The 23,578-nt window shown below is 64.0% G+C and carries 19 protein-coding genes; 12 read left to right on the forward strand and 7 right to left on the reverse strand.

What is annotated here, in order from left to right; all coding sequences use genetic code 11:
* The first annotated feature begins 14 nt into the window (after positions 1-14).
* Positions 15-1,007, forward strand: coding sequence for a UDP-glucose 4-epimerase GalE (galE, locus tag AAE027_RS26280; RefSeq protein WP_130213242.1), 993 nt, complete (start codon positions 15-17; stop codon positions 1,005-1,007).
* 228 nt (positions 1,008-1,235) lie between these two features.
* Positions 1,236-1,577, forward strand: a complete 342-nt coding sequence (locus tag AAE027_RS26285) for a hypothetical protein (protein WP_370986379.1) — start codon at positions 1,236-1,238, stop codon at positions 1,575-1,577.
* Here AAE027_RS26285 and AAE027_RS26290 read toward each other — a convergent pair.
* On the reverse strand, positions 1,551-5,666 hold the full coding sequence (locus tag AAE027_RS26290; protein ID WP_370986380.1) for a bifunctional diguanylate cyclase/phosphodiesterase: 4,116 nt from the start codon (positions 5,664-5,666) through the stop codon (positions 1,551-1,553). The genes AAE027_RS26285 and AAE027_RS26290 overlap by 27 nt on opposite strands.
* 296 nt (positions 5,667-5,962) lie before the next feature.
* Here AAE027_RS26290 and AAE027_RS26295 point away from each other — a divergent pair, with 296 nt between their 5' ends.
* Genes AAE027_RS26295 through AAE027_RS26305 form a run of 3 tightly spaced genes read left to right on the forward strand, consistent with a single transcriptional unit; the run spans position 5,963 to position 9,205 of the window.
* Positions 5,963-7,015 carry an Ldh family oxidoreductase gene (locus AAE027_RS26295; RefSeq protein WP_370986381.1) on the forward strand — a complete coding sequence of 351 codons (1,053 nt, stop codon included), beginning with the start codon at positions 5,963-5,965 and terminating at the stop codon, positions 7,013-7,015.
* Between the two features lie 21 nt (positions 7,016-7,036).
* Entirely contained in the window at positions 7,037-8,404 is a 1,368-nt protein-coding gene (locus AAE027_RS26300) for an LLM class flavin-dependent oxidoreductase (protein ID WP_370986382.1), read from the forward strand.
* A gap of 15 nt (positions 8,405-8,419) precedes the next feature.
* The gene (locus AAE027_RS26305; RefSeq protein ID WP_370986383.1) at positions 8,420-9,205 is read left to right on the forward strand and encodes a fumarylacetoacetate hydrolase family protein; all 786 of its coding nucleotides are present in this window, start codon (positions 8,420-8,422) and stop codon (positions 9,203-9,205) included.
* A gap of 1 nt (position 9,206) precedes the next feature.
* Here the strand turns inward: AAE027_RS26305 and AAE027_RS26310 are convergent, their stop codons facing one another.
* Positions 9,207-10,127, reverse strand: coding sequence for a LysR substrate-binding domain-containing protein (locus tag AAE027_RS26310; protein WP_370986384.1), 921 nt, complete (start codon positions 10,125-10,127; stop codon positions 9,207-9,209).
* 62 nt (positions 10,128-10,189) lie between these two features.
* Here AAE027_RS26310 and AAE027_RS26315 point away from each other — a divergent pair, with 62 nt between their 5' ends.
* From AAE027_RS26315 to AAE027_RS26325, 3 genes are all read left to right on the forward strand, one after another.
* Positions 10,190-10,660, forward strand: coding sequence for a hypothetical protein (locus AAE027_RS26315; RefSeq protein ID WP_370986385.1), 471 nt, complete (start codon positions 10,190-10,192; stop codon positions 10,658-10,660).
* Between the two features lie 74 nt (positions 10,661-10,734).
* Positions 10,735-11,331: a hypothetical protein gene (locus tag AAE027_RS26320; protein ID WP_370986386.1), complete on the forward strand. Its 597-nt coding sequence runs from the start codon at positions 10,735-10,737 to the stop codon at positions 11,329-11,331.
* Positions 11,328-12,161 (forward strand): MFS transporter, encoded by an 834-nt coding sequence (locus AAE027_RS26325; RefSeq protein ID WP_370986387.1) that lies wholly within the window; start codon positions 11,328-11,330, stop codon positions 12,159-12,161. Before AAE027_RS26320 ends, AAE027_RS26325 begins: the two co-directional genes overlap by 4 nt.
* A 25-nt stretch (positions 12,162-12,186) precedes the next feature.
* On the opposite strand, the gene AAE027_RS26330 is transcribed toward AAE027_RS26325, so the two are convergent.
* Positions 12,187-12,642 (reverse strand): Lrp/AsnC family transcriptional regulator, encoded by a 456-nt coding sequence (locus AAE027_RS26330; RefSeq protein ID WP_091887029.1) that lies wholly within the window; start codon positions 12,640-12,642, stop codon positions 12,187-12,189.
* A gap of 154 nt (positions 12,643-12,796) precedes the next feature.
* Here AAE027_RS26330 and AAE027_RS26335 point away from each other — a divergent pair, with 154 nt between their 5' ends.
* Positions 12,797-16,228: an indolepyruvate ferredoxin oxidoreductase family protein gene (locus AAE027_RS26335; protein WP_370986388.1), complete on the forward strand. Its 3,432-nt coding sequence runs from the start codon at positions 12,797-12,799 to the stop codon at positions 16,226-16,228.
* A gap of 12 nt (positions 16,229-16,240) precedes the next feature.
* On the opposite strand, the gene AAE027_RS26340 is transcribed toward AAE027_RS26335, so the two are convergent.
* Entirely contained in the window at positions 16,241-17,152 is a 912-nt protein-coding gene (locus AAE027_RS26340) for a LysR family transcriptional regulator (protein ID WP_370986389.1), read from the reverse strand.
* Between the two features lie 299 nt (positions 17,153-17,451).
* Between AAE027_RS26340 and AAE027_RS26345 the strand changes: the two genes are divergently transcribed.
* Genes AAE027_RS26345 through AAE027_RS26355 form a run of 3 tightly spaced genes read left to right on the forward strand, consistent with a single transcriptional unit; the run spans position 17,452 to position 20,748 of the window.
* Positions 17,452-18,633 carry an HlyD family secretion protein gene (locus tag AAE027_RS26345; protein ID WP_091887035.1) on the forward strand — a complete coding sequence of 394 codons (1,182 nt, stop codon included), beginning with the start codon at positions 17,452-17,454 and terminating at the stop codon, positions 18,631-18,633.
* Between the two features lie 16 nt (positions 18,634-18,649).
* Positions 18,650-20,260: an MDR family MFS transporter gene (locus AAE027_RS26350; protein WP_370986390.1), complete on the forward strand. Its 1,611-nt coding sequence runs from the start codon at positions 18,650-18,652 to the stop codon at positions 20,258-20,260.
* Between the two features lie 26 nt (positions 20,261-20,286).
* A complete protein-coding gene (locus tag AAE027_RS26355; RefSeq protein ID WP_370986391.1) occupies positions 20,287-20,748 on the forward strand; it encodes a carboxymuconolactone decarboxylase family protein in 462 nt (153 codons plus the stop codon).
* A 142-nt stretch (positions 20,749-20,890) separates the two neighbouring features.
* Here AAE027_RS26355 and AAE027_RS26360 read toward each other — a convergent pair whose 3' ends face one another.
* The 3 genes from AAE027_RS26360 to AAE027_RS26370 all read right to left on the reverse strand — a co-directional run bounded on the left by AAE027_RS26360 (position 20,891) and on the right by AAE027_RS26370 (position 23,577).
* Positions 20,891-21,751 carry a D-amino-acid transaminase gene (locus AAE027_RS26360; protein WP_370986392.1) on the reverse strand — a complete coding sequence of 287 codons (861 nt, stop codon included), beginning with the start codon at positions 21,749-21,751 and terminating at the stop codon, positions 20,891-20,893.
* Between the two features lie 209 nt (positions 21,752-21,960).
* Positions 21,961-22,692: an amino acid ABC transporter ATP-binding protein gene (locus AAE027_RS26365; RefSeq protein ID WP_370986394.1), complete on the reverse strand. Its 732-nt coding sequence runs from the start codon at positions 22,690-22,692 to the stop codon at positions 21,961-21,963.
* 192 nt (positions 22,693-22,884) lie between these two features.
* Complete coding sequence (locus AAE027_RS26370; RefSeq protein ID WP_370986395.1) at positions 22,885-23,577, reverse strand: amino acid ABC transporter permease; 693 nt, start codon at positions 23,575-23,577, stop codon at positions 22,885-22,887.
* Between the last annotated feature and the right edge of the window lies 1 nt (position 23,578).

The following is a 23,578-nucleotide window of genomic DNA, read 5'->3' on the forward strand; positions in this document are numbered from 1 at the left end:
GAGCAGAAGACGACATGACCGACCGACCGACCGTCCTCGTCACCGGGGGCGCAGGCTATATTGGCTCGCATGCGTGCCGCGCACTGACCGCCGCCGGCTATCAGCCCGTCGTTTATGACAATCTCTCGACAGGTCATCGCAGTTTCGTTACCGGCCCGCTGGTGACGGGCGATCTGCTCGACGGCACGGCGCTGGCGCGCGCCTTCGCGGATTACAACATTACGGCGGTGATGCATTTTGCGGCGGCGAGCCTGGTCGGGGAGTCCATGACCGACCCGCAGAAATATTACATCAACAACGTGCAGGGCACGCTGTCGCTGTTGCAGGCCATGCGTAACGCGAATTGCCATCGCATCGTGTTCTCCTCGACCGGCGCCGTCTACGGCAACGCCGATTCCAAGGAACTGCCGGAAGACTTTCCCTGCGCGCCGATCAACCCCTACGGCGCCTCGAAGTGGATGATCGAGCGCATGCTCGCCGATTACCGCACGGCCTATGGCTTCGGCGCGTTCTGCCTGCGCTATTTCAACGCCAGCGGCGCAGATCCGGCCGGCGGCATCGGCGAGCTGCGCGATAATGAAACCCATCTCATTCCGCGCGCGATGATGGCACTTCAGGGCCATGTCGAGTTCGCCGTATTCGGCGACGACTACGATACGCCCGACGGCACCGCGATCCGCGACTACATCCACGTCACCGACCTCGCGGCGGCGCATGTCGCGGCACTAAAGCTTCTGGAGCAGGGGCATGCCGGCAGCAGCTTCAATCTCGGCACCGGCTCCGGCTTCTCCGTTCGCGAGATCCTCAACGCCATCAGGCAGGAGACCGGACGCGAGGTGCCGCACACCATCAAGCCGCGCCGCCCCGGCGATCCCACCTATCTGGTCGCGGATCCCTCTGCTGCGAAGAAGGTGCTCAACTTCGTGCCCCGTCACTCCGACCTGCCTACGATCATCCGCACCGCCTGGGCCTGGCACCAGAAGGCGCATCCGTTCAGATCGCGTTAGGCAATCGCGGCACCCGTAGCTTGCCTGCCGTGCCTCGAAACGGCTAGAATAGATATCCGCTGCCGCCGTTGGCGCATCGCTGACGGCCGCATATTTTCGCATTGCCGACGATGATGTCGGCTTGCATGGCTCGGCCCATTTGCGCGAGCTGATTTTTCCGAACGAAGGCCACGATCAAATCCGCCCGCCGGCCTATCATCGGGCGTGAATTGAGGGAGTATCGACCGCATGCATCAGGCTGCACGCCTGGAGTTCCGGCGCGTGATGGAAGAGTTCGCCCGCTGGCAGGTCGTGCCCGAGGGCGAGCGTTCGCCCGCGCCGGCCTGGTGGTGGGGGCCTGCGATGGTGGTGTTCGACGACAACGAGCCGATGGGTTGCGCGTGGTGCGCCGAGCTCGGCTTGAACGAGGGGTCGAGCTTCGCCGAGGGCGCGCGCAGCATTCTCGCCCTGTTCGTCGAGCAGACGTCGCTGACTGGACCGCAGGAGTTTCCGAACAAGGCCGAGGGCGGAGAACACGCCGTCCGCGAGCTGCACCCGCAGCCGTCAGACGACAGCGCGTTTCAGCCGTAACGCTGCGGCCTCCTCGGCGGCCGGATCCCGCTCGGGCTGGAGCGGTGGCGCCACGGGCAGAACCATCGGCCGCAGCAGTTCGGCCATCTGTCGCGCCGGCAGCGGCTTGGCGATCAGATAGCCCTGCATCTCGTCGCAGCCATGGGTGCGCAGGAACGCCTCCTGCTCGGCATTCTCGACGCCTTCGGCGACGACAGTCATGCCGAGCGCCTTGCCCATGCTGATGATCGCCTGCGCGATCGCCTGGTCTTCCGAATCCTGCGGCAGGTCGCGCACGAAGGAGCGGTCGATCTTGATGGTGTCGATCGGGAAGTGCTTCATCAGCGACATCGACGAATAGCCGGTACCGAAATCGTCGATGGCGAGGCGAATGCCACGGCTCTGGATGGCGTCGAGCACCTTGAGCGCGCGTCCGACATTGCGCATCATCATGCTCTCGGTGACCTCCAGCTGGAGCAGCACCGGCGACATGCCGCTGGCGGCGAGCGCCTCGTCGACGTCCTGCAACAGATGCTCGTCGGCGAACTGGCGCGGCGACAGGTTGACCGCCATCGACAGCGGCAGCAGGCCGCGTCGCTGCCAGGCCATGGCTTGCGCGCAGGCTTCATTCAGCACCCAGCGGCCGATCGGCACGATCAGCCCGGTCTCCTCCGCGAGCGGAATGAATTGCGCCGGCGAGACATTGCCGAGATCGGGATGCGTCCAGCGCAGCAGCGCTTCCACGCCCGTGATCTGGCCGGTCTCCATATCCACCTTGGGCTGGTAGTTCAGCGAAAACTGCTCGCGCTCCAGCGCCCGGCGCAGCGCGCTCTCCAGCGACAGACGTTCGATCGACTGCGTCTTCACTTCCTTGGAGAAGAAGCGATAGCCGTTCTTGCCGTCTTCCTTGGCGAGATACATCGCCATGTCGGCATTCTTGGTCAGCGTCTGCGCGTCGGAGCCGTTGGCCGGATACATCGCGATGCCGATCGAGGCCGTGGTGTGGCACTCGTGGCCGGCCAGTTCCGTGGGCTCGGCAAGCGCGGCGAGCAGTCCGCTGGCGATGCGCTGGACGTCGTCGATCTCGCCGCACTGGTCGAGGATCACCACGAACTCGTCGCCGCCGAGACGCGCCACCACGTCGCTTGTCCGCAGCGCGCCGCGCAAACGATTCGCCACTTCGAGCAGGAGTAGGTCGCCAGCCTCGTGACCCAGCGAATCGTTGATGACCTTGAAGCGGTCGAGATCGATGAACAGCACCGCAAAGCGGTGATCGTGGCGCTGCGCCACGTCGATCGCCTCGCGCAGCAATCCGTTGAACGTCTCGCGGTTGGGCAGGTCCGTCAGGCTGTCATGCGAGGCGAGGTATTCGATCCGCTCATCCGCCTTGTTCTTCTCGTCGGCGCGATCGAAATTCTCCATCGCGAAAGCGACATTGTCGGCGAGGCGCTGCAACAGCTCGACGAACTCGGCCGTGAACGTGTCCTTTTCGGTCGACATGTAGATCATGACGCCGACGGCCAGGTCGTGAACGACGAGCGGGATCGCCGCGCCCGAGCGCGCACCGTCGCCGCGAACGATGGCGTGGAAGGCGCTCACGCGCTGGTCGTTGAGGTAGTCGTTGCTGATGCAGGGCTGCCGGGTTCGGAACGCTGTGCCGGCCATCCCCCGGCCCTCGGGGCGCTCGGGGTCGACAGAGAGGCGGACATTACGCGTGGTGTCGGACGACGGTCCGGCGCTGGCGACGATCTTGAGCTGATCGCTGTCGGTGCTGGCGAGCGCAATCGTCGTCGAGGTGAACTTGGCGCCGTTCGAAGCGGCGAGGCACACGAGGTCGAACAATTCGGCGCGCGATTTCGCCCGCATGATCGCCTCGTTGGTCGCGCTCAGCGCCGCGAACATACGGGTCAGACGCTCCTTCTGCGCCTCGGTGCGGGCCTTTTCCTCGGCGCGATCAAAATTGTCGAGCGCGAAGGAGACGTTTTCGGCAAGGCGAGCCAGCAGTTCGACCAGATCGGGCGTGAATGTATCCTCCTCCGGCGCAAGGAACAGCAGAATGCCGATCGGCTCCTGACCGGCGCGCAGAAGCGGGAAGCTGGCAGCGGCGCGGGTCCCGTCCTCGACTGCCTTGGAGTGCCAATGTGCCGAGCGCGGGTCGTTCATATAGTCGTTGATGACACTGGGCCGGCACGTCCGCAGCGAGGTTCCGATGATCCCCTGGCCCTCGGGATGATCTGGGGAAATCGCGCAGGTGCGCCCGACCATTCGCTCCTGAAGCCGCCCCTTCGCCGCGACGACCCGGACCAGCTCACGTTTCTCGTCGGTGATTCCAATCGTCGCCGAGGTGAACATACCGCCCAGCACGGCCGCCTGACATGCGACGTCGAACAGCTCCTCGCGGGTCTCGGCGCGCATGATGGCTTCGTTGGTGGCGCTCAACGCCGCGAACATGCCGCTCAGCCGGTCTCGCTGCTTGTCGGCCTTCGCCTTCTCCTCGGCGCGGTCGAGATTTGCGATCGCAAATGACACATTGCGAGCGAGCCGTTGCAGCAGTTCGACCAATTCAGGCGTGAACGCGCCGATCTCGAGGGAATTGAACAGGAACACGCCCTCCGCGCGTTCGCCGTTGAGCAGCGGCAGCGCAGCGGAGGACTTGACGCCGGTGCGGCGGGCACTGTCGTGCCAGGGCTTGAGGCGCTCGTCGGCGAACAGGTCGTTGGTGAGGCACGGCTGCCCGGTGCGGAAGCACGTGCCGGTCAGGCCTCTTCCCTCCGGCACATTGTCGGTCGTCGCGAATTTGAGCCTGCGCACTTCATCGGAGTTCGGCCCTGCAGAGGCGACGACCCGCAGCAGCTCGGAGGCAGGCTCGGCAAGCACGATCGTCGCCGAACCGAACTTGCCGCCTTGCACCGAAGCTTCGCATACGAGGTCGAACAGCTCGGCACGCGATGCGGCCCGGATGATCGCTTCATTGGTGGCGCTCAGCGCGGCGTACATGCGCGCGAGCCGCTCCTCCTCGTGCGCGATCTGCGCCTTCTCCTCGTCGCGATCGAAGTTCTCGAGCGCAAAGCACACGTTCTCGGTCATGCGCAGCAACAGCGCGACGATGCCCTCGTCCTTCGCCCAGGACTTGCTGACGAAGAAGAACATCACGCCGACGCTGGTTCCGCGCTTGATCAGTGGCGCGGCGACGCAGGCGACCGCGCCGGCATTGATGTTGGCTCGCTCCCAGGTCGTTCCCTTGGTGCGACCGACGAGGTCGTCTTCGACCATCGCCTTCTGCGTCCGGAAGACCTGGCCGGAGATGCCCCGACCGTGAGGATTGTCGGGATCGACCGAGTAGCGCGCCTGCCTGATCAGGTCGAGATTTTGTCCGGTTGCGGCCACCGGCATCAGCCAGTGCGAGTTCTCCTCGCGCAGCAGCACGAAAGTCGCCAGCGATTTGCCGCCATGAACTGCTGCATCGCAGACCCGCTGATACAAGTCCAATTCGGTGCTGGCTTTGAGGATTGCTTCGTTCGTCGCGCTCAGCGCCCCAAACATGCGATTGAGCCGCCGCATCGCCGCCTCGCTGTCCCGGCGCGCTCCTTCTCGCTCGAAATTTTCGATCGCATAGGAGATATTGGCCGACATGCGCTCGAACAGCGACACCAACTGCTCGTTCAGCGAGCCGGCTTCGCGACGGGTCACGTAGAGCACGCCGACGCTCTTGCCATTGCAGAGCAGCGGCAGCGCCGCGGCCGCGCCGATATGGGCCTTGGCCGCTCCCTCGCGCCACGCCAGCGAACGCGGGTCGTTCAGATAGTCGTTGCTGATGCACAGCTTCTGATCGCGAAACGCCTCACCGCCGACGCCGGATCCTTCGGGCGTGCCTGCTTCCGTCGTGATCATGATCGAGCGCAGCCGCGCAACGTCGTCGCCGCAACCGGCCGCAAAATGCAGCCGCCCGCAATCCGGTCCCACCAGGAATACAGCGACGGCCAAGAAGTCTCCACTCGAAAACCCGGCGTCGCAGACCTTCTGGTACAGCTCGTCCGGCGATTTCGCGTAGAGGATCGCTTCGTTGATGGCGCTCAACGCCGCAAAGGTGCGCGCGAGTGTCGTCGGCACGATCTCAGCTCCCGGGCATTTCTGCCCATTTCTCCCGGGTGACTTTATGAATGCCGATCGCCTAAGTGGTCGTTATTGCGCGCTGCAAACCGTCGATCAAAGTGAATGAGCTGCGAACGACCGGCGCCAAACTATCAAAAATACCGCCGCACGGGATGAAGTTTCGACCAAAGGTGCGCTCTCTTTACGAATTTGCAGCCCTGTATTGGTTTACGGGAGATTGATATCGCAGCGGCGCTTTGAGACGATGGCACCCAACGAGCAGCCTGTTAAGGGCACTAAGCCGAGGGAACGCCATGCCGATCGTCAGGGCCGATCGCCTCACGCGCATCAGCGCAGCACTGCTCCGTGCCGCCGGAGCGTCCGAGGAAGAGGCCGACGCAGTCGCCACCGGCTGCGTCAACGCCAATCTCGCCGGCCATGACTCGCACGGCGTGATCGCCGTTCCCACCTATATCGACCGCATCAAGGCCGGACACATCGTTCCGGGCGCCAAATGGACCATCGTCCAGGAATCGCCGACCACGACCGTGATCGACGGCCATTGGGGATTCGGCTTCCACGTCAACGCAAAGGCGATGGCACTGACCATCGAGAAGGCGAGGACGGCGAACGTCGCCGCCTGCACCGTGTTCCGGCAAAGCCATGTCGGCCGCCTCGCCGCCTATCCGTTGATGGCGATGCGCGAAGGCATGATCGGGATTGCGACCGCGGATTCCGGGCGCTCGCCGAAGCACGTCGCCCCGTTCGGCGGCAAGGAAGCGCGGCTCGGCACCAACCCGATCTCGATCGCGGTGCCGTCCGACCTCGATGCGCCGTTCTATCTGGACATGGCGACCTCGGCGGTGGCGGCCGGCAAGATTCAGCTCGCCGTCGCCCGCGGCGAAGAAATTCCGACGGGATGGATCATCGATGCCGATGGGCGGCATACCACCGATCCGACCCAATACCGCAAGGGCGGCGCGCTGCTGCCGCTCGGCGGCACCGAAGGCTACAAGGGCAGCGGCCTTGCTGCCATGGTCGAGGTGCTATGCGGCCTACTCACCGGTCTCGGCTTCGGCGTCGAGCCGACGGGGCGGCACAATGACGGATGCTTCATGGCGGTGTTCAACGTCGCGGCCTTCCGTCCGCTGCAGGAGTTCAAGCGCGAAGTCGCCGAGTTTGCGCGCTACCTCAAATCGACGCCGCCGTCCGAAGGCAGCAAGGGCGTGTTCTATCCCGGCGAGATCGAGGGCCTGCGCGAGCAGCAACGCCTGCGCGACGGCATCGAGATCGAGGATGCCACCTGGGAGAAGCTGCGCGCGCTGGCGCGCGAGTACAGGCTCGACACCGTCCTCGATCTGGCCTGACGGCATCAGGAGAACAGCAGCATGACGCGGCAGATGGTACTGGTCGGCTTCCTCCAGGCTCAGAACTGCACGAACTTGCCGAGTTCCTGGCGGCATCCGGACTCGCGCAACGATTCCATGTCGGCGGATTACTATCAGGAGATCGCGAAAATCCTCGAGGCGGGCAAATTCCACATGGCGTTCTTCGACGATCGCCTGGCGATGCCAGACCGCTACGGTAACGATCACGCCCACACCGTCGAATACGGCATCCGCTGCGTGAAGATGGACCCGCTGATCGTGCTGACCACGATGGGCATGGTCACCGAGAAGCTCGGCCTTGGCGCGACCTGCTCCACCACTTACTACGAGCCGTTCGACGTCGCCCGGCGCTTTGCAACGCTCGATCTGATGTCCGGCGGGCGTGCCGGCTGGAACGTCGTCACCTCGCTCAATGACGGCGAGGCGCTCAATATGGGGCGCGACTCCCACCCCGAACATGATTCCCGCTACGACCGCGCCGACGAGTTCATGGAGGTCGTACTCGGCCACTGGGACACCTGGGAGGATGGCGCGCTCATCATGGACAAGCAAAGCGGCCGCTTTGCCGATCCTGCCAAGGTCAAGCGGCTCGATCACAACGGGCCGGCCTTCAAGTCGCGCGGACCGTTCACCGTGCCGCGCTCGGACCAGGGCCATCCCGTAATTATCCAGGCCGGCGCGTCGGGGCGCGGCCAGCGCTTCGCGGGGCGATGGGGCGAAGTGATCTTCACCGCCGCGCGCAACCTTGCCGCCGCCAAGGACGGCTATGCTTCCGTGCGCAACGAAGCCGCCAAGGCTGGCCGCGATCCCGACCAGATGTTCCTCTGCAACCTGACGACGCCGGTCTGCGCGGCGACCAGGGCGGAGGCCGAAGACAAGATGGCGCTGATCAATAAGCTGCCGCTAGAGATCGACGCGCTGTCGCTGCTGGCCGAAGCGCTCAACTATGACTTCGCCTCCAAGGATCTCGACGAGCCGCTGACGACGGAAGAACTGAAGAGCATGCAGGGCATCTTGGGCATTCGCGACGGCGTGCTGAAGAATTCCGGCAAGAGCAACCCGAGCGCGCGTGACTTCGTCACCTTCTCCGGCCGCGGCCAGGTCCAGGACGCAATGGTAGGTGGGCCCAAGGAGATCGCGGACAGGCTGGAGGAGATGTTCGTCGAGCGCGGCTGCGACGGTTTTGTTATCGCCGCGACTTACGTGCCCGGCTCCTACGCGGACTTCGTGCAACACGTCGTGCCGGAATTGCAGCGGCGCGGGCTGTTTCAGAAGGAGTACCGCGGCAAGACGTTGCGGGACAATCTCGGGCTGAGGCGGCCGGCCGCAGGCGCCTGGAAGGCACAGCCTCGCGATGCCGCGGAATAATGACGAGGATCGGACATGCGCTGGCTGAAATTCACCGCCTCGGACAAGACATCCTGGGGGATCGTCGAGGGTGACCAGGTGATCGCCGTCGACGGCGATCCCTTCGGTGAATGGCAGCGGACCTCGCGCACGCATTCGCTGGCACAGGTCAAGATCGAGCTGCCACTGATCCCGCGCACCTTCTATTGCGTCGGCCTGAACTATCTGAAGCACCTGAAGGAGGCCGCCGACAAGCGCGGCGAGGTACCGGCGGTGCCCGACCGGCCCGAAATCGGCTATCGCGCGCAGAACGCGCTGATCGCACACGACGAGGATGTCGTGATCCCGTCCTTTGCGACGGACAAGATCCACTATGAAGGCGAGCTCGTCGTCGTCATCGGCAAGAAGGTGAAGCATCTCACCGAAGCGAACGCGATGGATTGCGTGTTCGGCTACACCATCGGCAACGACGTCAGCGAGCGCAGCTGGCAGAAGGCCGATCGCAGCCTGTGGCGTTCCAAGAACGTCGACACGTTCAAGCCGATGGGACCGTGGATCGAGACCGAGGCCGATCTCGAAAAGATGCAGACCATCGTCCGGGTCAACGGCAAGGAGACCAACCGCTTCCACACCAATGACATGATCTTCGGCGTGGTGCCGTTCCTGGTCGAGCTGACGAAGTATTTCACGCTGTGGCCCGGCGACGTGATCTGGATGGGCACGGACGGTGCCTCGCCGGATATCAAGCACGGCGATGTCGTGGAGATTGAGATCGCCGGCATCGGCACGTTGCGGAACAGGTTCGTGCGGGAGGGGCAATAGCTCAGCGCGCGGCCCGGGATCGGCCCTTCACATGATCGATGAAGGCTCGAAGCTTCGGCATGATTTGTCGATGACTGGGATAGTAGAGAAACACCCCCGGCGTCATCGGCGCGAATTTCTCCAGCACGGCGACGAGTTTTCCCGTTCTGACGGCGTCGGTCGCCAGCGGCCCTGGCACTTGCGCAAGGCCGACGCCTTCGACGGCGGCACCTAACATCGTCGGGAAGTCGTTGGCGATGAAGGGTCCCGCAACGGCAATCTCGATCGAACGACCGCCGTCGTTGAGCGACCAGGGTGCGAGCGCACCGTTTGATCGCCGCAATCTCAGGCATGCGTGCTCGCGCAGATCGTCCGGCCGCCGGGGCCGGCCGCGACGTTCGAGGTAGGCCGGGCTGCCGACGATCAGGAAAGGCAACGGCTTCGTCAGGCGGACCGCAACCATGTCCGGGGAGATGAACTGCCCCATCCTGATGCCGGCATCGAAACCTCCAGCGGCGAGGTCGACCAGCTCTTCGCTTGCAGCAAGCTCCACCTCGATCTCCGGAAAGGCCTGACAGAACGAGGCGACCAGGGGCTCCAGCAGAATCGGCACGACCGAGCGCGGCACCGTGAGACGCAAGAGCCCGGCCGGTCGCTGTCCGAGGTCGCGCGCGGCCCCGCTTGCCGCGACGAGCTCCTCGAAGGCAGGCCTTGCGCGCGCAAAGAACCGTTCGCCGGCCTCGGTCAGACCGACGCTGCGAGTCGTGCGCAGGAACAGCACGGCGCCGACGCGTGCTTCGAGTGCGCGCACCGCCTGGCTGATCGCCGACGGCGTTACCCCGAGCTCAGCAGCCGCTCGGCGGAAACTGCGGTGCTGGGCGACGCTCAGGAACGCCTCGACACCGTCGAGCGCACCTTGCCGGACTGTGAAGTTCTGCTTCATGGCCTATCAATATTATCGCGAATAGTCGCTCTCGCAAAGACGGCCTTACATCAGGATCGCAAATGCGCCGCGCCGCTGGTGCGCCTGACATTTGCGACATCGCGGCAATGGCCGTGATCAGAGAGATGAAACCGATGAAGGCAATCCGCAACATCGTCCTGGCGCTCACCCTCACACTGACAGGTATTACCTCCATGGCAGAGCCATCCCTTGCCCAAGCACAATCCACGTCACCGACAACCGGCGTGATGGTCATTCTGACTGTCAGGCCCGGCATCACACGCGAACAGGTCATGGCGGTGATGCCCGATGAAATCAGGCAAACCACCCAGCTCTATCTCAACGGGATGGTTCGCGAATGGTATTCGCGGTCCGATGGGCGCGGTGCCGTCTTCCTGCTGAACGTCAAGGATGTCGCCGAAGGGCACGCCATCATGGAAGCCCTGCCGCTGGCGAAGCAGAACCTCATCGACCACGAGTACATCGCGGTCGGTCCGCTCATGCCGCTCCGTCTGCTCATGGCCAAACCCTGAGCGTCGCCACGTCGAGCCGGATTGATAGGCATCGTCCCGGCTCGACAGCATGGTCAATCATAGGGAATCCGAACGTGCCGCCGAACTTCAATCTTCCATTCGTTCTCAGCGTCGCCGGCGCTTTCCTGACCAGCTCGGTGGTCGCTGCCATCTATGTTTGGCCGGCGATCCGCGTGATGCCGCGCTATGACGCCCTGAGACTCATCGCAGCTTTCCATGCGTTCAGGTTCTTGGGAATGAACTTCATGGTGACCGGGTTCGTCTCTGCGGAGTTGAGTTCGCGCTTTGCCGCCGAGGTGGGATGGGGTGATCTTATCGCTGCTGTCCTCGCGCTTCTGTCGATGGCGGCGCTCTCCAGGCGATGGTCGATCGCCATCCCGGTGGTCTGGATCTTCAACGTCTGGGGAACGCTTGACCTCCTGAACGCGTACTACATGGGCGCGACAAAGATCCCGGATCCCGGCCTGTTCGGCGCCGGCATTTATATCCCCACACTTTACGTACCACTGCTGCTAGTCGGCCATGCCCTTGCATTCATGATTCTGCTCAGGGCCGGAACAGAGAAAAAAGTCCGTGACCTCGGACAGGATCGCGATCGGTCGGGTGCCGGCCGCGATGCTGCCCTTGCACGCGCCCGCAACCACGGCGTTCCAAATGGAGTGAGCACATGAGCACCGATGCTGTTTCCGCCACCATGACTGCCCAGCGTCCCATCTGGCTCAGCCTGACCTGGACCGTGCCGTTCGCCCTGCTGTGGACCTGGTTGATCATCGCGCTACCCGCACTTCCGGAGAGCGGCTTTCCTGCGCTTGGCGTTCGGTTGATGACCCATGGACTCATTGCGCTCGGCTTGTGGCTCTGCCTCGAAAATACGGAATTGGCGCCGGCACAGCGCCGGGCAACCTGGTTGGCCTTGATGGTCCCCTTCACGTTCTGGGCAGCCGTCACCTGGACCGCAGCCATCAACGGCGCATTCGGCACCGGCGCTTCGCCCTTGCCGCTGCTTCCGGCGGCGATCCTGCTGCCGGTAATCGTCGGTGCGCCGGTGTTGCTGTCGTCGAAGCGGATCGGACAATTGCTGGATGCAATGCCGACGACCTGGCTCATCGCCCTTCAACTCTACCGCATCTTCGGCAGCCAATGGCTGGCTTACTGGCTGCGCGGGCTGCTGCCGGGATTGTGGGCGCTACCGGCAGGAACCGGCGATGTGCTGACTGGCCTGCTTGCCGTGCCGGCGGCCATGGCTTTGGCAACCGGGACAGCTGACGGGCGGAAGGCAGGCATCTTCTGGAACGTCTTCGGCCTGGCGGACTTGGCTGTCGCGATCACCTTGGGGATGATCATGTCGCCGGGCCCGCTCCAGCTGATCATTCCGGACGGCCCGAGCATGGCCCTGGATCGTTTTCCGAACGTGCTGACCCCTGCCTTCGTCGTGCCATGCTCGATCCTGTTGCATCTCCTCTCGTTGCGCCAACTGCGCCGACGGTTGGAGACGGTGTGAGCCGCGGATCCCTGGCGACATTGCTTCAAAACGGCAACGCCACGCCCGTCTTGATCTCCTTCAGCACCACGTTGCTGCGGACGTAGCGGATGCCGGGGATGCGGAACATGAACTCGTCCAAGAATCTGTTGTAGGCGGCCATGTCCTGCACGACGACACGCAAGTGATAATCGGCATCGCCCGTGGTCGCAAAGCACTCCAGCACCTCGCGGCGCTTGGTGACGCGAGACACAAACTCGTCGACGAACTTCGCGTCATGCCGCTCCAGCGAGACGTGGAGGATGGCGGACATCGCGAAGCCCGCCCGCTCGCGATCGATCAGCGCGGCGTAGCCGCGGATGACGCGGCTTTCCTCCAGTGCGCGTACCCGCCGCCAGCAGGCCGAGGTGGACATGCCGACCTCATCGGCAAGCTGCTGGTTGGTGGCGCGGCCGTCCTTCTGGAGGTGCGCAAGAATCCGCGTGTCCTGCTCTTCGATCATGAGATCCCGCCAAACTGGATAATTTTACCGAATAATAGGCCAAATCGGACATATCTACCAGAACGAAGCTCCTATCAGGAAAGATAGGTAAGACCTACCAGCCGCCCGGGCCTACCCTCTGCTGATCCGGCAGGGAATGCCGCGGGAGGTCCTCATGGACGCCATTCCGTCGCTCGACATCTACGAACTCTCCGACCGCTATGACCGTGAGGAAGGCCGTGTCTTCCTGACCGGCACACAGGCGATCGTCCGTGTCGCACTCGACCAGGTCAGGCGCGATCGCGCGCGCGGCCTCAACACCGCCGGCTTCATCTCCGGCTATCGCGGCTCGCCGCTCGGCGGCATCGATCTCGAGCTCTGGCGCATCCCGGAGCGGCTTAGGCGTGACCGCATCGAATTCCTTCCCGCTGTGAACGAAGACCTCGCCGCGACCGCAGTGCTCGGCTCGCAGCAGGTCGAGACGCAAGCGGACCGCGAGGTCGATGGCGTGTTCGGGCTCTGGTACGGCAAGGGCCCCGGCGTCGACCGCTCCGGCGATGCGCTCAAGCACGGCAACGCCTATGGCTCCTCGCCGCATGGCGGCGTGCTGGTGGTTGCCGGCGACGACCATGGCTGCGTTTCGTCCTCGATGCCGCACCAGTCCGACGTCGCCTTCATGAGCTGGTTCATGCCGACGCTGCACCCCGCAAGCGTCAGCGAATACCTCGCATTCGGCGAATATGGCTACGCGCTGAGCCGCTTCTCCGGCATGTGGGTCGGCTTCAAGGCGATTTCGGAGATCGTGGAGTCGGGCGCCTCCGTGGCGCTAAGCCCGCCCCGCGACTTCCGCGCGCCCGACTTCACGCCGCCACCGGGCGGCCTGCACTATCGCTGGCCCGACCTGCCCGGACCGCAGATCGAGGAGCGGCTGGAAGCGAAGAAGCACGCCGTCTACGCCTTTGCGAAGGCCAATCCGATCGACAGGCACATCTACGACATTCCGAACGCGACCTACGGCATCGTCACCACGGGCAAAGCGCATCTCGACCTGATGGAAGCGCTGCGGCTGTTGGGCCTCGATGAAGCGGCCTGCCGCAGCATCGGCATCGACGTTTACAAGGTCGGCATGGTCTGGCCGCTGGCGCTGCATGACGCGATGGAATTCGTGAAGGGCAAGCGCGAGATCCTCGTGGTCGAGGAGAAGCGCGGCATCATTGAGAGCCAGTTCAAGGAATATTTCTACGACTATCCGGGCGCGAAGCCCGAGCGCATGGTCGGCAAGCACGACGAGCAAGGAGCGCGGCTGATCTCCTGGATCGGCGAATTGTCGCCGCGCGCGCTGACTGCCGTGCTGGCGCGCCGGCTCGACCCGATGTTTCCGGGCCTCAATCTCGCCGCGCGCGCAGCTGCGTTGATGCCGGAGGCGGCACGCACGATCAACGTCCCAGGGGCAACGCGCACACCCTATTTCTGCTCGGGATGTCCGCACAACATTTCGACCAAGGTGCCAGAGGGCTCCAAGGCATTGGCCGGCATCGGCTGCCATTTCATGGCGAGTTGGATGGACCGCGAGACCTCCTCGCTGATCCAGATGGGCGGCGAGGGCGTGAACTGGGCGGCTTCATCGAAATTCACCGGCCACAAGCACGTGTTCCAGAATCTCGGTGAAGGCACCTATTATCACTCCGGCTCGATGGCGATCCGGCAGGCGATCGCCGCCAAGGCCAACATCACCTACAAGATCCTGTTCAACGACGCCGTCGCAATGACCGGCGGCCAGCCGGTCGACGGGCCCATCAGCGTGCATGCCATCGCTCACAGCGTCCGCGCCGAAGGTGTTGAGCGCATCGCGCTGGTGTCGGACCATCCCGCGCAATTTTCTCCGCCCGACCTGCCAACCGGCGTCACTATCCATCCCCGCGAGGAGATGGACGTCGTGCAGCGCGAACTGCGCGGCGTGCCCGGCGTCTCCGTGCTGATCTACCAGCAGACCTGCGCCACCGAGAAGCGCCGGCGGCGCAAGCGCGGCCAGATGAACGACCCGAAGCGCTTTGCCTACATCAATGATCTCGTCTGCGAAGGCTGCGGCGATTGCTCGGTCGAGTCCAACTGTCTCAGCGTCGAGCCGAAGGAAACGCCGTTCGGCCGCAAGCGCCAGATCAATCTGTCGGCCTGCAACAAGGACTTTTCCTGCCTCAACGGCTTCTGTCCCAGCTTTGTTACCGTCGAGGGCGCGACGCGCCGGAAGAAGAGCGCGAGCCAGATCGACGCGATCGGCCGCGCCGCGACGCTTCCCCTGCCCGCCTTCGCAACGCTCGACCGGCCCTATGACCTGCTGGTGACCGGCGTCGGCGGCACCGGCGTGATCACGGTCGGTGCGCTGATCGGTATGGCCGCCCATCTCGAACGAAGCGGCGTCTCGGTGCTGGATTTTACCGGCTTTGCGCAGAAATTCGGGCCTGTGCTGAGCTACATCCGGCTTGCCGCTTCCCCCGAGGCGCTGCACCAGGTGCGCATCGACCAGGGCGCGGCCGATGCGCTGATCGGCTGCGACCTTGTCGTGAGCTCCTCGCCGAAGGCCTCCGGCACCTATCGCCGCGGCACGCGTGCCGCGATCAATACCGCGGAGATGCCGACCGGCGACGTCGTCCGCTTCCGCGACGCCGACCTCGCCTCGCCTGCCCGCCTGCGCGCGATCAGCCGCGTGATCGGCGACAACAATCTCGACACGCTCAACGCGAATGCGCTGGCCGAACGGCTGCTCGGCGATGCCGTCTATGCCAACATCATCATGCTGGGCTTTGCCTGGCAGCACGGACTGGTGCCGGTCTCGCTGCAAGCGCTGCTGCGCGCGATCGAGCTCAACGGCGTCGCCATCGAGCGCAACAAGCAGGCTTTCGCCTGGGGCCGCATCGCCGCTGCCGATCCGGAATTTCTGCCGAAGACGGACGATATGCCAACGGTCGAGACACTCGACCAGCTCGTTGAACGCCGCGCCGATTTCCTCACCGCCTATCAGGATGAGGCCTATGCAGCGCGCTATCGGGCGATCGTGGCGAAGGTCCGCCGCGCCGAGGCTGTCCTGAGCAGCGAGGCCCTGACCGATGCGGTGGCCCGCGCCCTGTTCAAGCTGATGGCCTACAAGGACGAATACGAGGTGGCGCGGCTGCACATGCAGAGCGGCTTCATCGACGAATTGAAGCGCGAGTTCGAGGACGGCTTCAGCATCCAGTATCACCTTGCCCCGCCATTCCTGCCGTCAAGGCGCGACGCACGTGGACGTCCGCGCAAGCGCGCCTTCGGGCAGTGGATCCAGATGCCGCTCGCCATGCTGGCGCGATTGAAGGGGCTGCGCGGAACACCGTTCGATCCATTCGGCTACACCGCCGAACGGCGCGCCGAGCGCGAGCTGATCGCCTGGTACGAGGACCTGATCGACCGAGTGCTCGGCGGGCTCGACGCGGCACGCCTGGCAGATTTCATCGTCGTGGCCAAGGCCCCCATGAACATCCGCGGCTATGGGCCCGTGAAAGAGGCTGCGATCGCCTCGGTCAAGTCAGAGGTCGAATCCCTGCTGGCCCAGCCGATAACGGCGCGAGCGGCCTGACCGCCGCGCCGCTCATGAATAGGGATTGATCAGCTTCTGCTGCTCGGCGCTGTGATGCACGAGCATGTCGATGAAGGTCCTGACCTTCGCCGACAGATGGTGGCGGTGCGGATAGACCGCGTTCATCGACATCTCGACCGGGCGATATTCGGGCAGGAGCCGAACGAGGTGGCCTGCTTCAAGATCGTCCTGAACCAGAAACCCGGCCATCAGGCAGACAGCCGCCCCGTCCAGCGCGACTTTCCGCAGCGCTTCCCCGCTATTGGTGACGAAGCGGCCGGAGATGCGTACCGAGGCCGGAGCACCCTTGCGGTCGAAGAAGCGCCACTCGTCGCCGAAAGGATAGTTCAAGTGACGGGCGCAGTGGTGCGCGGCGAGTTCGTCGAGCTTCTGAACACGACCATGCCTCTCGAGATAATCGTGCGAACAGCACAGCACGTGCCGCCAGGTGGCGAGACTGCGCACGATCAGGCTCGAATCCGGCGGTGCGGTCATACGCAGGGCAACGTCATAGCCTTCCTCGATGAGGTCGACGTCGGCCTCGCCCATACGTAGGTCGATCTTGAGCTCCGGATAAGTCGCCAGGAGCTGCGCCACCACCGGCGCGACGAACGGCACCATATGCGTGGCGACGTGGATGCGCAGCGTACCGCGAGGCACCGACTGCAATTCGCTCGCGATGTCGTCGGCCTGCTCGAGATCGGCGAGGATCTGCGTGGCACGGTCGTAATAGGCCTTGCCGATCTCGGTGAGGCTGACCTTGCGCGTGGTGCGATTGAGCAGCCGGACGCCGAGCCGGTCTTCCAGCGCCTGGACATGGTTGCTCACCATGCTGGTCGACATGTTGAGCTTGCGGGCTGCTGCGGAAAAGCCGCCGGTCTCGACCACCCGGCTGAAGACTTCGAGGCTGGTCAATCGGTCCATGCCGCCTGATTATCCGCTCTTGATCGATAATCGCAAGGAATTCGCCGGGATTATCTAACAGATCACCCAGGCGGTCTCGCCCGCCTACAGGTTCGCGCGGCGTGGGCCCTCGTTAGCAGCAATTGCTCGACAGGCGCGGCAATCGCTCTGGGGCAGCGGCACATCCGGTTCGGTAGACCTCAGGCAATAAGGCGATCCCCCGGACTATCCACCCTTAATGGATAATCCTTCCGGTATTTCGCCGATTATCATCGAAGCGAGAAAGAAAGATAGTCTCAGCACGCCGATAGGAGACCACCATGTCCGAAATGCCGCGCACCGAAAACTTCCAGCAAGCAACTGAAATCATTGATGTTTATTCCAAGACGCCGCCGCGCCTGCCCTCCCGGACGTTGGTCCGGCGCGCGGCGTTGGTGCTCGCACTCCTCGCAGGAACGGCAACAATCGTCTATTTCGGACACGACTATTGGACCACCGGCCGCTACCTCGAATCCACCGACGACGCCTATGTGAAGGCCGATTCCACGATCATCGCGCCTAAGGTCTCCGGCTACATCGCGAAGGTGCTGGTCGGCGACAACGAGAAGGTCAAAGCGGGCCAGCCGCTAGCCAAAATCGACGATCGTGACTTCAAGGCAGCACTCGACCAGGCCCGCGCCGATGTCGGCGCCGGCGAAGCCTCGGTGCGCAACATCGATGCCCAGCTCGAATTGCAGCAGCCGATCATCGCCCAGAGCACCGCCGACGTCACTGCTGCGGACGCCAATTTGAAATTCGCCCAGGAGGAACGCGCCCGCTACGACGACCTGATGAAGTCGGGCTCCGGCACGATCCAGCGCGCGCAGCAGACCGATGCGGCGCTGCGCGCCAGCACCGCGCAATTGCAGCACGCCAAATCCGGCCTCTTGGCGGCGCAGCGCAAGGTCGACGTGCTCACCACCCAGCGCGCCCAGGCGACGGCCCAGCTCGAGCGCGCCCGTGCGGTAGCGCAGCAGGCGGCGCTGAACCTGTCCTATACCGAGATCACAGCGCCGGTCGACGGCACGGTTGGCGCACGTTCGCTGCGCGTCGGCCAGTACGTGCAGGCCGGCACACAGCTGATGGCCGTGGTGCCACTCGATGCGGTCTATGTCGTTGCGAACTTCAAGGAGACTCAGCTCACGCATATGCGTCCCGGCCAGCCGGTCGAGCTGCGCGTCGACAGCTTCCGCAGCCAGCCCTTGCGCGGCCATATCGACAGCCTGTCGCCGGCGAGCGGGCTCGAATTCGCCCTGCTGCCGCCGGACAACGCCACCGGCAATTTCACCAAGATCGTGCAACGCGTGCCGGTGAAGATCGTGCTCGACGATCATAACCTCACCGGACTGCTGCGCCCCGGCATGTCCGCGGTGCCGACCGTCGACACCAAGCAGGCGGTGCTGGCCGAACGCGAGACGGCCAGGCATCTCGCCGACAACACGTCCCGTCCGAACGGCGGCTGAAGCTGACGAGGCTTCCATGAGCACGCTCCAACCCACCCTCAACGCCGCAGCCGGCCTCCCCGCCCCTGCTGCGCCCGCCACGCCGGCGGTTTCCGCAAGAACATGGATCGCCGTGATCGGTGCGACACTGGGCGCCTTCATGGCGGTGCTGAACATCCAGATCGTCAACGCTTCGCTGGCCGACATCCAGGGTGCGATCGGCGCCGGCATCGACGACGGCGGCTGGATCTCGACCTCCTATCTGATCGCCGAGATCGTGGTGATTCCGCTCTCCGGCTGGCTCGCGCAGGTGTTCTCGATCCGGATTTATCTCCTTACCAACGCGATCCTGTTCTTGGCGCTGTCCGCGGCCTGCGCGCTGGCGCAGGATCTGTCGCAGATGATCGTGCTGCGCGCGGTGCAAGGCTTCACCGGCGGCGTGCTGATTCCGATGGCCTTCACGCTGATCATCACGTTGCTGCCGCGCGGAAAACAGCCGGTGGGCCTTGCCCTGTTCGCGCTGTCGGCGACCTTCGCACCCGCGATCGGCCCGACCATCGGCGGCTATCTCACCGAGAATTTCGGCTGGCAATACATCTTCTACGTCAACCTCGTGCCCGGCGCGATCATGGTCGGCATGCTCTGGTACGCGCTCGACGCAAGGCCGATGAAGCTTTCGCTCCTGCGCGAGGGCGACTGGGCTGGCATCGTCACCATGGCAATCGGCCTGTCCGCGCTCCAGACCGTGCTGGAGGAAGGCAACAAGGACGACTGGTTCGGCTCGCCCTTCATCGTGAAACTGTCGATGATCGCCGTCGTTGCGCTGACTGCGTTCCTGATCATCGAGCTCACGGTGAAGAAGCCGCTGCTCAACCTTCGTCTGCTCGTGCGCCGCAATTTCGGCTTCGGCATGCTCGCGAACTTCCTGCTCGGCGTCGCGCTCTACGGCTCGGTCTTCATCCTGCCGCAATATCTGGCTCGCATCCAGGGCTACAACGCCGAGCAGATCGGCTTGGTGCTGGCATGGACCGGCTTGCCGCAGCTCGTGCTGATTCCGCTGGTGCCGCGGCTGATGCAGAAGTTCGACGCGAGGATCATCATCGGTGTCGGTTTCGTCCTGTTCGCGGCCTCCAACTTCATGAATATCTATATGACCAGCAACTATGCCGCCGATCAGTTGCTCTGGCCCAATGTGGTTCGGGCGATCGGCCAGGCGCTGGTGATGGCCCCGCTGTCGGCCGTCGCGACATCAGGCATCGAGCCGGAGAATGCGGGCTCCGCGTCCGGCCTGTTCAACATGATGCGCAATCTCGGCGGCGCCGTCGGCATCGCGCTGCTGCAGACCGTGCTGACCAAGCGCGAGCAGTATCACTCCAACGTGCTGACGCAGTCGGTCTCGGTGTTCGAGCAGGCGACGCGCACGCGGCTGGAGCAGCTCACGCAATATTTCATCAATCACGGCATCCTCGATCATGCGGATGCGTCGCATCGCGCCTATGTCGCGATCGGTCGTATCGTGCAGAAGCAGGCCTATATCCTCGCCTTCAGCGACACCTTCTATCTGCTCGGCGCGGCGCTGATCGTGGCCCTGATCGCAGGCCTCTTCCTGAAGAAGCCCGGCCAGACTTCCGCTGGCGGAGCCCACTGACCTCACCCCACGAAAGGAGAACGACCATGAAGCCCCGCATGAACTACTACCAGGCCGCGCCCGACACGATCAAAGCACTGATGGCGCTGGAGACGCAGATCCAGTCGACGGGCCTGGAGAAATCACTGATCGAGCTCGTCAAGATCCGGGCCTCGCAGATCAACGGCTGCGCCTATTGCATCAACATGCACACCGAGGACGCCCGCAAGCGCGGCGAGACCGAGCAGCGCATCTATCTGCTCAACGCCTGGCGCGAATCCCCGCTCTATTCCGACCGCGAGCGCGCCGCGCTGGCCTGGACGGAAGCGGTGACGCTGATCTCAAAGACGCATGCGCCGGACGACGTCTACGAGCAGGTCCGGGCACATTTCTCCGAGGAGGAGACCGTGAACCTGACCATGCTGATCGGCGCCATCAACGCCTGGAACAGGATTGCGATCTCGTTCCGCGCGGTTCACCCGGTGAAGGTGAAAGCGTCAGTGGGGTGAGGGACCTTGTCTCCACCCTCTCGGCTGTCATGCCCCGCGCAGGCGGGGCATCCAGTACGTCGCGGCCTCTCGATCCAATCACGACCGTCTCGGCGTACTGGATCGCCCGGTCAAGCCGGGCGATGACACCTGGATGCGCCGCCTAAACCGCCGTCGCCTTGGCGAACTCCACGTAGATCTCGCGCAGCCGCGTTGCCATCGTGCCGGGCTTGCCGTCGCCGATCTTCTTTCCGTCGATCGCGACCACCGGCTGGACGAACAGTGAGGCCGACGTCGCAAAAGCCTCCTTGGCGGCGAGCGCCTCGGCCACCGTAAAGGAGCGCTCCTCGACGCGGAGCTGGCGCTCTTCGGCGAGCGCCACAACGGCCTTGCGGGTGCAGCCCGGCAGGATCGCGTTGGAGTTCTTGCGGGTCACGATGACGTCGTCCTGTGTCAGGATGAATGCTGAGGACGAGCCGCCTTCGGTGACATAGCCGTCTTCCAGCATCCAGGCTTCGCCGGCGCCGGCTTCGGCCGCGGCCTGCTTCGCCAGCACCTGCGCCAGCAGCGCGACGCTCTTGATGTCGCGCCGCTCCCAGCGGATGTCGGGCACGGTGATCACGTTGATGCCGGTCTTCGCCGACGCCGCGTTGATGATGTCCTTCTGCGAGGTGAACATCACCAGGCTCGACTTGACGTCGCCCTTGGGAAACGCGAAGTCGCGGCCCTTGTCGGCGCCGCGCGTCACCTGGAGGTAGACGAGGCCGTTCTCGACCTTGTTGCGCGCGATCAGCTCCTTCTGGAGCTCGGTGATGCGCTCGACCGTCTCCGGCAGCCTCAGCTTGATCTCGCCGACCGAGCGCTCCAGCCGCGCCAGATGCGAGGCGTTGTCGACCAGCTTGCCGTCGAGCACGGCCGAGACCTCGTAGATGCCGTCGGCGAACAGGAAGCCGCGATCGAGGATCGAGACTTTCGCGTCCGAGAGCGGGACGAACGAGCCGTTGACGTAGGCGATCGAGTCCAAGGCAGGTCTCCTGGCGGGAAATGGGGAATTTGGGGCGTTATACGCGAAACGGAGGTCGCGATCACCCCTCTATTCGTCATTCCGGGGCGGCGCGAAGCGACGAGCTATGATGCGCAATTGCGCATCTGAGAATCCATTTCACCTCGTGTCCTGCCGCCCAATGGATTCCGGGCCCGCGCCAAGAGGCGCGTCCCGGAATGACGGTGGAATTAATGCGACAAGATCTTCGACAAGAACTTCTGCGCGCGGTCGCTGCGGGGCTTACCGAAGAAATCGTCCTTCGCGGCGTCCTCGACGATCTCGCCGCGGTCCATGAAGATGACGCGGTTGGCGACCTTGCGGGCAAAGCCCATCTCGTGGGTCACGACCATCATGGTCATGCCTTCGCGGGCGAGGTCGACCATGACGTCGAGCACCTCGCTGATCATCTCCGGATCGAGCGCCGAGGTCGGCTCGTCGAACAGCATGGCGATGGGGTCCATGGCGAGAGCGCGCGCGATGGCGACACGCTGCTGCTGACCGCCGGAGAGCTGCGCCGGAAATTTCTGCGCCTGCTCTTTCAATCCGACGCGCTCCAAAAGCTGCGTGCCCTTGGTCAGCGCCTTGTCGTGCGACCGCCCCAGCACCTTCTCCTGCGCGAGGCAGAGATTGTCGATGATCTTGAGGTGCGGAAACAGCTCGAAGTGCTGGAACACCATGCCGACGCGCGAACGCAGCTTCGGCAGATTGGTCTTGGGATCGTTGACCTTGGTGCCATCGACCAGGATGTCGCCGCTCTGGAACGGCTCCAGCGCATTGACGCATTTGATCAGCGTCGACTTGCCCGAGCCCGACGGACCGCAGACCACGACCACCTCACCCTTGGTGACGCTGGTGGTGCAATCCGTCAGCACCTGGAAACTCGGAGTGTACCATTTGTTGACGTGGCTGATTTCGATCATGTGTTTCTCAAGCCCTGCGGCAGACTCGGTTCACCTCTCCCAAGGGGAGAGGTCGGCGCGAAGCGCCGGGTGAGGGGTTCAGATTTATGGTTGGGGCAAAACCCCTCACCCGGATCGCTAGCGCGATCCGACCTCTCCCTATGGGAGAGGTGAAGGGCACCACCTGTCGAGAGCTCAAATCCACGTTCCGACCTAGCGAATGATGGCGATGCGCGCCTGGAGGCGGCGGACGCCGAAGGACGCGACACAGGAAATGGTGAAGTAGACGACAGCTGCGAACAGATACATTTCGACCAGGCGCCCGTCGCGCTGCGCCACTTTGCTGGCGGCGCCGAGGAAGTCGGTGATTGACAGCACGTAGACCAGCGAGGTGTCCTGGAACAGCACAATGGTCTGCGTGATCAGAACCGGCAGCATGTTGCGGAAGGCCTGCGGCAGCACGACGTAGCGCATGGTCTGGGCGTAAGTCAGCCCCAGCGCGCTGGCCGCGGCGGGCTGCCCACGCGAGATCGACTGGATGCCGGCGCGCATGATCTCGGAGAAATACGCCGCCTCGAACATGATGAAGGTGATGAGCGAGGATGCGAACGCGCCGACGCTGATCGGGCGCGAGGCGCCGGTCAGCCACTGCCCGATATAGGGCACCAGGAAGTAGAACCAGAAGATGACCAGCACCAGCGGCAGTGAGCGCATGAAGTCGACATAGACGCCGGCGATGCGGCCAAGGATCTTGAAGCCGGATAGGCGCATCAGCGCGAGCGCCGTGCCGAAGACCAGGCCGCCGAGCGCTGCGAGCCCCGTCAGCGTCAGCGTGAAGGTCATTCCCTCGTAGAACAGGTAGGGCAGCGCGCGGCGGATGACGTCGAAATCGAGATTGCCGAACATC

The sequence above is a fragment of the Bradyrhizobium sp. DN3 genome, from assembly GCF_041357655.1.
GTDB lineage: Bacteria > Pseudomonadota > Alphaproteobacteria > Rhizobiales > Xanthobacteraceae > Bradyrhizobium.